Source organism: Candidatus Methylomirabilota bacterium (assembly GCA_036005065.1).
Lineage (GTDB): Bacteria > Methylomirabilota > Methylomirabilia > Rokubacteriales > DASRDR01 > DASYQW01.
The window spans coordinates 1-9,780 of sequence record DASYQW010000255.1; the positions used below are offsets into that span (position 1 = coordinate 1).

Genomic DNA, 9,780 nt, shown 5'->3' on the forward strand with positions numbered 1-9,780 from the left:
GCCACCTCCTCGACCGTGGTCGACGTCGAGAGTCCTCCGGGGAACTGGCAGCTCGGATCCGGCAGCGGTCTCTGGTTTCGGACGACCGGGAACGGCACCTACCTGTTCTCCGTCGCCTTCGGCGCCGACACCAAGATGGCCATTCATCTCGAGGGGAGCGTCAAGAGGCCGTCGCGGTGAACGGCGTGGCGGAGCGGCCGGCCCGAGGACTTGAATGGCGTTGCTCGAAAAGCCGCGCTGGTTCTCACGGGCGGCCCTGCCGAGCTCCGCCGGACCCTGAGCGGCGGCGGCCTGCCGCGCGTCCGGTCCGCGCGGCTCGCGGTGGACTTCGACGCGCTCGGTCCACGACCGTGACCCCGGCTGCGGCGCTGCTCGCGGCGCTCCTCACCTGCGGCGGATCCGCGGTGCCGCCGGCATCCGTCGACCCCTGTCCTGCCATCGCGTCGCGCTTCAAGACCCGCCTCGATCAGGCCACGGGGACGTGCGTCACCGATGCCGACTGCGCCTGCTACAACCCGGTGATCGGGGCAGCGGTCGGCGAAGGAGCCTAACGACTGGTATCAGGAGGCGCTGCGGGCCGTGCTGCCCCTGGTCCACAAGAGCCTCCGCAACGCGGCCGGCACCGATCTGAGCCCCTCGATCAAGGGCTTCTCTTACAAGAAAGGCGCGTCAGGGCGCGTCGCTCTACAAGGTCCCGGTCGAGATCACACGGGTCGCCCCCGGCAACGAGCGGACGATCGGCTTCCGCGACACGGCAGAACGGGGACGCGTGGACCGCTACTTCGTCGCCAAGCGTCGCGGAGTCAGCGGCCTGCCGGCCCCCCTCCACGTGTTCTTCCCGGCCGACGGCGGCGCGCCCTCGGTGGTCGACATGGGGAGTCTCTAGCCGAGGGGCCGGCCGCGGGCCTGGCGCGGTGGGGAACGGCATGCGGCATTCGAGGGGCGGAGCCTACGTCAACCCTTCCGCCTTCAAGCCCTCCAATAAGTCGCCAGCCGCGTTGCTCGGATATCCGAAGTCCCAGAAGGGGGCCGCGCCGGCTTCGGACGGGCTTTCCCACACGCGCTTGTCGCGCGCGGTGAGCATCCGCTCGAGCCTCTGGTCGAATTCTCGAACCTCAGCGTCCAGGCCGAGTCGCGCGATGATCGCCCGGACGTCGAGGTCGTTGCGGTACTCCTCGAGCCCGAGCGGATACCCCCTCTCCACTTCTTCGACGAATGCGCGCCAGCGGGCGATCAGGCCCGCCCGTCCGGCACGCCAGACGTGCTCGGGGTACCCGAGCTCCTTGAGTCTCCGGGCGATCGGCTCGTCGTTCATCTACTGGCGCTCTTCTTGCAATCGCGTTCGAAGTAGCTCTCGCCGGCCGTCGGAACAAAAAAAGTGACAATGGTGCCGTCGGCCTCGTAGATGCCGAAGTACTTCTTGCCCCGGTCGAACCGGGCGACAGCCCCGCCCCGGCGCTGACACTCGAGGATGGCGCCGCCGGGAGTGGCATCACGCAGCGCCAGGGCCAGCCGTAGGTACTCCTGCCTGGTGATGGTTTCCCCGAACTCACGACCTCGGATCACGTGCTTCTGGTAGTGGGCCTCAAGCATCGCCTCACTGCGAAAGCCGGGACTGCCCGTGAGCGGCATGCTACCGGGTACCGTCTCGGTTCGGCCCGGCGCCGCCAGGATCTGCACGACGGCGCTGTTCTGCCGTCCGAACAGACGCCGGTCGGGGTCGCGCATCGAGCACCAAACTTCCCAGCGACCCGCAGTCCCCGGGGCGGTGCCCGTGGCTTGGAAGGTGTACTCCTCCTTCGGTCGGATGACGTCCCGTTCCACCGGAGCGGTGAGCTGGAAGCCGCGCTGCTTGTCCTCTGACCGGAGTCCGGCGCAGACCAGCTCGTAGGCACCCTGGCGCCGGCTCCACTCGGTCGTTCCAGTGTTCCGCACCGGCACCGTCATCGTGAACATTTGGCCCGGCCGCATCTTGGGGTCGAGTTTGACCGCCAGGACGGCTGCGTCGGCGGCGCCGGCCGACCCGACGGTGACGGGCTTCGTGAGTTCCGCGCCGAAGGGCTTGCGCGCGGAAAGGAGGCGGCAGGTCACGAGCCACTGTCCGGACGCCCGGGGCGCCGTGACCGTGCCTTTCATGACGGCGGTATCTCCGGCGGCAAGGGTGTCGAGGGGGCTCCGAAGGTAGAGGTCCTGCGCTGAGACCCTCGTGTGGCAGAGTAACTCCACGGCGTCGCCGCGGGACCAGGCCGTCTGGCCCGTGTTGCGGACCCGGACGCTGATCGGCTGCTCGCTACCCGGGTCCATGCGGTCCTTGATATCGATCGCCGCAACGACCCCGTCGAAGCTGCGCTTGACCAATACCATCTTCGAGCCCGGCTTGCCGAAGGGCTTGGCCTTGTAGGTCATCCAACAGGAGAAGACCCAGCGTCCGGCCGGAGCGGCTGCCTGCACCTTGCCGGTGACGGTCTCTGCCTTACCGGGTGGGATGGCGGCTTCGAACCGCCGCTCGAGGCGGAATTCGTCCCGCTGCACCCGCGGCCCGCTCGGGCTCTCCGTGTTCTCGCAGACCAGCGCGTAATCCTTGCCTGACCACGCGCTCTTGCCGGTGTTCTTCGCCTGGACGGAGACGTCGTAGGACTTGCCCGGCTCCATCTCGGCGGCGATGACCAACCCGGTGACCTCGGCGTCGAGATTGCTCTTGACGGTGAGGGACTTGGCGAGGACTTTCCCGAAGGGGTTGCGCTGATGCATCAGGCGACAGGTCAGGGACCAGCGTCCCGTCAGCGGAGGCGCCTCGATCTTGCTTCGGACGGTCCGCTCACCACCCGGCGGAATTTCCGCCCCGATCCCTTCCAGGAGGCCGAATTCGTCCCGCGAAGGCTTCGGTCCCGGCGGCCGTTCCGTGCTCTCGCAGGCGACCCCGAACTCTGGACCCGACCACTTGACCTTCCCGGTGTTCTTGACCGTGATCTGGGCCGTGTACTCTCGTCCGGCGTCCAGCTCGTCGGCCAGCTCGATCCGCACCACCGCGCCGTCGACGTCGCCGCCGATCCTCACGGCCTGGGACACGGCCTTCCCGAAGGGCTTGCGGTCGTGTGTCATGGCGCAGCTGAGCGTCCACCGCCCGGGCGCCGACGGTGCCGTCAGGGTACCGCTGAACTTGTGATCGCGGCCGGCCGGGACGTCCCTGTCGAGCCGATCCTCCAAGCGGAGCTCGTCGCGCTGTGCCCGGGCGCCGGACGGCTGAGCGGTGGGCTCGCAGACGAGGACGAAGTCGCGGCCTGACCATCCGCTCTTTCCCGTGTTCTTGACGGTGACGTGAGTCTGAACTTTCTGGCCGGGCTGCATCTCCTCCGGAACCCCCTCGACGCGGACCACCTCTCCGTCGAAGTCCCCGCGAACGTCGATATCCCTCGACTTGTCTTGCCCGATGCGCCGGCCATGATGGGTCACCCAGCAGGAGAGCTTCCAACGTCCCGGCGTGGCCGGGGCGGTGACGCCGCCTCGGACCGTCTCGTCGTCAGCGGGCCGGAGGTCCTTGTCGATCCGCTCCTCCAAGCGGAGCTCGTTCCGCTGCGCCCGCGCCCCCGACGGCTGCCCGGTCGGCTCGCAGACCAGGGCAAAGTCCCGGCCCGACCATTTCTGCTTCCCGGTGTTCTTGACCGTGACCCGGACCGAGTACTGCTTGCCCGCCTGCATGTCGTCGTCGACGTCGATCCGGGTCACGTCGGCATCGATGTCGTCCGCGGCGGGGCTGCTCGAGACCAGGAGGCCACCGGTCAGCAATGAGAAGGTCAGCGGAACCATCAGTCGGATTGCGTTGCGCATCATGGCGGGGCCCTCCCCCGAAAAGCTCACTCAGCGGCCGACGGGCAGCCGGGCTGGAACCGCGGCCGTGACCCACCCGCCGTCCCCGGCAGCCCTCTACTCAATGCCATCAGAGGGCCGCCCGCGCTCGGAGTTCCCGGTCGGACCTCTTCACGCGCCAGCCGGTGACTGCGTCAGGGGGCGAGGGCGCCGTCGAAGAGCCGGGTCACCTGGCGCGGAGCGCCCGGTCGGCCGTGCTCATCCACGCCGTTGGGATCCGGACCGGCCGCCTGCGAGACCTACCCCGGGCCGTCGCCGGCGCCATCATAGCGCATTCGCCGGGCGAGGCGTCGGGGGGCCGCGGTTGCCCGCCAAAACCGGCTCCGACGCCTTGCCCGCGGTCGACCGCGGCGGTAGACTGGGGGGCGTGCCGCGTCGGATCCGCATCTCCGCCGGAACGGTGTCCGCCATCGCGACACTCGACGACTCGGGGACGGCCCTGGCGATCTGGGAGGGCCTCCCCATCGAGGCAGAGGCGGAGACCTGGGGGGACGAGATCTACTTCTCGATCCCCGTCACGCTGAAGGAGGACCGAGCCCAAGAGGTCGTGGAGCCCGGCGATCTGGGCTACTGGCCGCCCGGGCGCGCGTTCTGCATCTTCTTCGGCCTGACGCCAGCGAGCCGGGAAGGCGAGATCCGCCCGGCCAGCCCGGTCAACGTCTTCGGGCGCGTGGATGGCGACCCGACCGTGTTCAAGACGGTTCAGGGCGGAACCCGGGTGCGCCTCGAGCGCGCCGAGGCCGCGCCCGCCGACAGGAGGAAACCATGAAAATCTTTCTCGATACGGCGAACGTCCAGGAGCTCCAGGAGGTCGCGACCATGGGACTCCTGGACGGAGTCACCACCAACCCGTCGCTGATCGCCAAGGAGAAGCGCCCGTTCCGGGATCTGGTAGACGAGATCTGCCGGATCGTCGACGGCGTCGTGAACCTCGAGGTCGTCGCGACCGACGCCGCCGGGATGGTCAGCGAGGGCCGGGAGCTGGCCAAGATCGCCCCCAACGTGGTGGTGAAGCTCCCGACGACCGCCGAGGGGATCAAGGCCCTCCGCATCCTCTCTCGCGAAGGGCTCAAGACGAACCTGACCCTCTGCTTCTCCCCGACCCAGGCGCTCCTGGTGGCCAAGGGGGGCGCCACCTACGTGAGCCCGTTCCTCGGGCGACTCGACGACATCGCCCACGTGGGGATGGACGTGATCCGGACCATGCGGACCATCTTCGATAACTACGGCTTCAAAACCCAGATCCTGGCCGCCTCGCTGCGCAACCCCCTTCACGTCGTGGACGCCGCAGTGGCCGGGGCTGACGTGGCCACCATGCCGTTCACGGTCTTCCAGATGCTGCTCAAGCATCCACTGACCGACATCGGCCTCAAGAAATTCCTCGACGACTGGCAGAAGGCCGGAGTCCACATCTGACCGACGTCCCGGAGCGACTCGCCGCGCTCGACTGGAAGACGATCGAGGCGTCGCTCTGGGAGTGGGGGTACGCCAAGACTCCGCCCCTCCTGACCCCAGCCGAGTGCGCGGAGCTCGTTGCCATGTACGGCGAGGAGCGACGGTTCCGGAGCCGCATCGACATGGCCCGCTACCGGTTCGGCCTCGGGGACTACAAGTACTTCGCCGAGCCCTTACCGCCGCTGGTCGCCGCCCTCCGCGAGTACGCCTATCCGCCGCTCGCTGCCATCGCCAACCGCTGGATGGAGGCGCTGCGGGCCCCCGAGCGCTACCCGACCGACCTGATCGGCCTGCTCGCGCGCTGCCGGCGGCACGGTCAGACGAAGCCGACGCCGCTCTTGCTCCACTACGAGGTCGAGGGCTACAACTGCCTCCACCGCGACCTCTACGGAGAGGTCGCCTTCCCGCTCCAGCTCACCTCCTTTCTGAGCCGGCGCGGCGTCGACTACACCGGCGGCGAGTTCCTGCTCGTCGAGCAACGGCCTCGTGCCCAATCCCGCGGGGTCGCGATCACCACCGAGCAGGGCGAGATCGTCGTCTTCGCTACCCGTGACCGGCCGGTCAAGAGCGCCCGCGGGTACTCCCGGGCCAGCCTGCGGCATGGCGTGAGTCGGGTGACGTCGGGGTCGCGTTACACGCTCGGGGTCATCTTCCACGACGCGAAGTGATACCGGGCGCGCAGGGTCGGGCGCCGCGGCCGGCACGGTGACGCGGCGCCGCGTCTTCGCCGTTCTCCTCGGCACCTCCGCCGGCGCCCTCGTTGCCGAGGGCGTCGTCAACGTGAGCCTGATGCCCTACGCGGCCAGCCTCGGCGTGCCGGCGGCGGGGCTCGGCCTCCTGTACACGGCGCACCGCCTGGTCCGCCTGGCGGCCGCCCCCTGGGCCGGGCTGGCCGCCGACCGCGTCGGCCGGCGGCCGCCGCTGCTCCTCGGGTTTTTCTGCATGAGTCTCGCGCTCCTCGTCCTGGCCCTCGCCGGGAGCTTCCCCACGCTGCTGGCCTCCCGCGTTCTCTACGGCCTCGGCTCGGCCTGCCTCATCACCGCCGGCCTCGCCAGCGCGCTGGACCTCGGCGGCGAGACGGAGCGCGGGCGGACCATCGGCCTCTACCAGGGCGCGATCTACGGCGTCTATCCGCTGGGGAGCGTCGCCGGTGGCTTCCTGACCGACGCCTTCGGCTACGGCCGGACGTTCCTCGGGTGCAGCGGGGCCGTCCTGGGCGTGACGTTGCTGGCCACGGCCGCGGTCGCCGAGACGGGCATGCCCGGCCCCGGCGGGGATCGCGCGGTGCCGGGGGCCCGGCTTCGCGACTACCCGCGGCTCCTCGACCGCCGCATCCGGCGCTACACGGCCCTCAAGATGCTCTCGGGGTTCGCGATCTGGGGCGTCTTCGAGGCGACCTTCGTCCTCTTTCTCCTGGCCCAGCTCGGGCCGGAGACGACCCTCTTCGGCGCGGGGGTCGGCACCCGGAGCGTCGCCGGGCTCATGTTCGGGATCCTCCTGGTGCTCGGCTTCCTGCTGGGTTCGCCGGTCGTCGGCCGCTGGTGCGACCGCACCGACCAGCGCATGCCTCTCGTCTGGGTGAGCCTGGCCGTCACCGCTCTTGCCCTGCTCGTCCTCGGGGTCGCCGGAACGACCGAGACGGTCACCGTGGCCGTGGTGGGCCTGGGGCTCGCCGTGGCCCTGGCCACGACGCCGCTGGCCGCGCTCGTCGGCGACGCCGCGCGGCCCGAGCGCCGGGCGGCGACCCTGGCCGCCTACTCGACGCTGGGCGACGTGGCCAATGCGGTCGGCTCCATCCTCGGGACCGCCCTGGCCCTCGGCGTCGGCTTCCGTCCGACGTACATCGGGACGGCCATGGTGGTGGTGGCGGGGAGCGCCCTCCTGTTCCCTCGGACGGAGCGCCGGAGGGTGGGGGACGAGCCGCGGAGCTGAGGCTCGGGCTCGGAGATCAGGCCAGCCACCGCCGAGTCGCCCGCTGGCGGCGGCGGGCGGCGCGCAGAGCCCGGGCGACGGCGTCCTCGGGCGTCAGCGCGGCGGTGAGCGGCACGCGCCGGCCCTGCGGCTGACGGAGGCGCCAGGTGCCCAGGCCGACCACGGGAATCCCCAGCTTCAGGGCGAGGGCGATCTCGGAGAGCGTGCCGTACATGCCCCCGATGGCGACGATGGCGTGGCACGAGCGGACCAGGATCACGTTGCGCGCCTGATCCATCCCGGTCACGATGGGAAGGGTGACCCACCGGTTCGCGTCGCCGGGGGCGAAGCCGGGCAGGACGCCGATCACGAGCCCGCCGGCGTCGGCGGCGCCGCGGGACGCGGCCTCCATCACGCCTCCCAGACCGCCGCAGAGGAGCAGAGCGCCGGCCCGCGCGATGGCGCGACCGGCCCGCTCCGCCAGCGCGGCCGCCCGCTTCGAGCAGACGCCTTCGCCGATCACGCCGATGCGCGGCATCCGGCGGGCTGGCCGCGCCATCACACCTGCCCGAAGAACACCAGGTACTCGGCCTTCAGGAAGCGTTCCAGCAGCAGCAAGAGCACGGCCCCCGGCACCATGAGGGCAATCGCCGTCACCGACGCGATCTGGAGCTCGTAGCCGACGCTGGCCGTGTACATGTAGACCGGCAGCGTGGTCACGAAGGGCGAGCCGACCAGGAGCGTGCCCGTGAACTCGTCGAGCGAGTAGAGGAAGACCAGCACCGCGCTGGCCACGAGTCCCGGCAGGGCCAGGGGCAGCGAGACGGTCAGGAACGTGCGAGTGGTGGAGGCTCCGAGGTTCTGGGCGGCTTCCTCGAGCTCGGGCGCGATCGAGCGGAAGACCGCCGTCATGGTCCACACCGCGAAGACGAGGCCGCCGACCAGGTGGACGAGGACCACCCCGGGGACCGTCCCGGCCAGCCCCCACCGGTAGAACTCGCGCGTCGCGCTGGCGAAGACAGGAAGCTGAGGGAAGGCCTGCGGGAGCAGGAACGCGAGCAGGATCGCCGTGCGGCCCGGAAACCGGAGGCGGGCCAGCACGTATCCCAGGGGAAGCGCGAAGGCGAGGGCCAGCACGGTGACGATGACCGCGATCACGAGACCGACCCGGAGCGGCTCCAGGAAGTCGCTCCCGAGCATCCGGGACCAGTAGCGGAGACCCACGCGCTGGGGCCACGGGCTCGGATAGGTCCAGCGCTCGGCCAGGGACCAGACGGCGAGGCTCGCCAGCGGACCCACGACGAGGAAGCCGACCCCCGCCAGGGCCGCCGCCCGTGCCACCAGCCGGCCCCGCGACGCCCGAGCGGACGGTGCGACGGCGATCGGCACGGCCTAACGGACGATGCGCCGGCCGTAAACCAGCGCCGCCCCCATCGCGAGCAGATAGGCGACCACGCCCAGGGCGGCGGCCGTCTCGAAATCGCCGTGCTGGCCGAATCGATAGTAGACGTCGATCATCAGCATCTGAGCTCCGCCCCCGCGGCTCATCATGAGCGGGATCGAGAAGGACGCCAGCATGGAGGAGAAGATGAGGATGGCGCTCACCGCGAGCGTCGGCGCGGCCATGGGGACCAGGACGTCGCGGGTCAGGCGCCCCGGGCCGGCCCCGAACTGGCGGGCCGATTCGAGGTAGCCCTCGTCGACGGCCCGGAAGGCGCCGAGCAGGAGCAGAGCGGCCAGCCCGAGGTGTTTCCACGCGAGCGCGGCGGCGAGGCCCGCCCAGGAGGAGGCGAACGCCGGGGCGAAGGGACTGAGGAACACCCGGAGGGCGTGGCCGACGACCACGAAGGGCACGAAGAGGGGCACCTTGAGGAGGAACTCGACCGGCCCGAAGGCCCGGACGCGAAGCCAGCCACAGGCCGGGATCGCCGCCGCGAACGTCAGGGCGGTCCCGGCGGCGGCGACTCCGACGGTGTACCCCACATCTCGGGCGTAGAGCCGCCAGACGGTACCATAGTTGGCGAGGGTCCAGGCGCCGTCGCGCGTGAAGCTCGCCACGACCGAGACCGTCAGGGGCCAGACGAACACCGCCCCCAGCACGGCCAGCGGGGGCGTGCACAGCGCGCCCCAGAGCCAGCGCTCGCCGAGCGTCAGCGAACGATCTCCTCGTAGGCCAGGGTGATGAGATCGTGGTATTCGCGGAGCGGCATCTGCCGCGAATAGCGCGCGAGGTCTTCCGCCGTCACGCCCTTGAACAGGAGCTCGCGGCTCTTCGGCGAGATCAGCGGCAGCACCTTCTCGGCGTCCACTCCCGGGTACCAGCCGAAGCGCTCGACGATCGCCTTGGCCTGGACCTGCGGGGTCGCGATGTAGTCGATGTAGCGGGTGGCCAGCTCTCGGTTGGCGGCCTCGCGGGGCACGACGAGGTAGAGGGGATAGATCGGCAGGCCCGGCGCGGGCAGGATCGGCGTCACCGCCTCGTCCATGCGCCCCTCGTTCTTCCAGGCCACCAGCTGATCGATCCAGATCGCACCCATCCAGGCCTCG

General features: G+C 70.4%; 12 protein-coding genes. 6 read left to right on the top strand and 6 right to left on the bottom strand.

Annotation, left to right across the window (positions count from 1 at the left end; genetic code table 11):
• Both VGW35_18090 and VGW35_18095 read left to right on the top strand, forming a co-directional pair.
• A partial coding sequence (locus VGW35_18090; GenBank protein HEV8309576.1) for a hypothetical protein occupies window positions 1-180 on the top strand: 180 nt, incomplete at its 5' end.
• Between the two features lie 170 nt (window positions 181-350).
• Window positions 351-551, top strand: coding sequence for a hypothetical protein (locus VGW35_18095; GenBank protein HEV8309577.1), 201 nt, complete (start codon window positions 351-353; stop codon window positions 549-551).
• Window positions 552-949: 398 nt separating this feature from the next.
• Here the strand turns inward: VGW35_18095 and VGW35_18100 are convergent, their stop codons facing one another.
• Both VGW35_18100 and VGW35_18105 read right to left on the bottom strand, forming a co-directional pair.
• Window positions 950-1,315 (bottom strand): hypothetical protein, encoded by a 366-nt coding sequence (locus VGW35_18100; GenBank protein HEV8309578.1) that lies wholly within the window; start codon window positions 1,313-1,315, stop codon window positions 950-952.
• Window positions 1,312-3,831 carry a hypothetical protein gene (locus tag VGW35_18105; protein HEV8309579.1) on the bottom strand — a complete coding sequence of 840 codons (2,520 nt, stop codon included), beginning with the start codon at window positions 3,829-3,831 and terminating at the stop codon, window positions 1,312-1,314. Before VGW35_18105 ends, VGW35_18100 begins: the two co-directional genes overlap by 4 nt.
• Before the next feature lie 403 nt (window positions 3,832-4,234).
• On the opposite strand from VGW35_18105, the gene VGW35_18110 reads away from it, so the two are divergent.
• The 4 genes from VGW35_18110 (at window position 4,235) to VGW35_18125 (ending at window position 7,254) form a co-directional block, all read left to right on the top strand.
• Window positions 4,235-4,636, top strand: coding sequence for a cyclophilin-like fold protein (locus VGW35_18110; protein ID HEV8309580.1), 402 nt, complete (start codon window positions 4,235-4,237; stop codon window positions 4,634-4,636).
• Window positions 4,633-5,283 (top strand): fructose-6-phosphate aldolase, encoded by a 651-nt coding sequence (gene fsa / locus VGW35_18115; GenBank protein HEV8309581.1) that lies wholly within the window; start codon window positions 4,633-4,635, stop codon window positions 5,281-5,283. Before VGW35_18110 ends, fsa begins: the two co-directional genes overlap by 4 nt.
• Before the next feature lie 122 nt (window positions 5,284-5,405).
• Window positions 5,406-5,990, top strand: a complete 585-nt coding sequence (locus tag VGW35_18120; GenBank protein ID HEV8309582.1) for a 2OG-Fe(II) oxygenase — start codon at window positions 5,406-5,408, stop codon at window positions 5,988-5,990.
• A gap of 37 nt (window positions 5,991-6,027) precedes the next feature.
• Window positions 6,028-7,254: an MFS transporter gene (locus tag VGW35_18125; GenBank protein ID HEV8309583.1), complete on the top strand. Its 1,227-nt coding sequence runs from the start codon at window positions 6,028-6,030 to the stop codon at window positions 7,252-7,254.
• A 16-nt stretch (window positions 7,255-7,270) separates the two neighbouring features.
• Here VGW35_18125 and VGW35_18130 read toward each other — a convergent pair whose 3' ends face one another.
• The 4 genes from VGW35_18130 to VGW35_18145 all read right to left on the bottom strand — a co-directional run.
• Window positions 7,271-7,792 (bottom strand): TIGR00725 family protein, encoded by a 522-nt coding sequence (locus tag VGW35_18130; protein ID HEV8309584.1) that lies wholly within the window; start codon window positions 7,790-7,792, stop codon window positions 7,271-7,273.
• Complete coding sequence (locus VGW35_18135; protein HEV8309585.1) at window positions 7,792-8,574, bottom strand: ABC transporter permease subunit; 783 nt, start codon at window positions 8,572-8,574, stop codon at window positions 7,792-7,794. Before VGW35_18135 ends, VGW35_18130 begins: the two co-directional genes overlap by 1 nt.
• Before the next feature lie 51 nt (window positions 8,575-8,625).
• A complete protein-coding gene (locus VGW35_18140) occupies window positions 8,626-9,321 on the bottom strand; it encodes an ABC transporter permease subunit (GenBank protein HEV8309586.1) in 696 nt (231 codons plus the stop codon).
• A gap of 62 nt (window positions 9,322-9,383) precedes the next feature.
• Window positions 9,384-9,780: ABC transporter substrate-binding protein (locus tag VGW35_18145; GenBank protein HEV8309587.1), on the bottom strand; the 397-nt coding region annotated here is incomplete at its 5' end.

Excerpts from the sequence above, each read along its gene's own strand:
- VGW35_18130 (HEV8309584.1), bottom strand. The coding sequence starts at position 7,792 with ATGGCGCGGCCAGCCCGCCGGATGCCGCGCATCGGCGTGATCGGCGAA.
- VGW35_18120 (HEV8309582.1), top strand. The coding sequence starts at position 5,406 with ATGTACGGCGAGGAGCGACGGTTCCGGAGCCGCATCGACATGGCCCGC.
- VGW35_18100 (HEV8309578.1), bottom strand. The coding sequence starts at position 1,315 with ATGAACGACGAGCCGATCGCCCGGAGACTCAAGGAGCTCGGGTACCCC.
- fsa (HEV8309581.1), top strand. The coding sequence starts at position 4,633 with ATGAAAATCTTTCTCGATACGGCGAACGTCCAGGAGCTCCAGGAGGTC.
- VGW35_18105 (HEV8309579.1), bottom strand. The coding sequence starts at position 3,831 with ATGATGCGCAACGCAATCCGACTGATGGTTCCGCTGACCTTCTCATTG.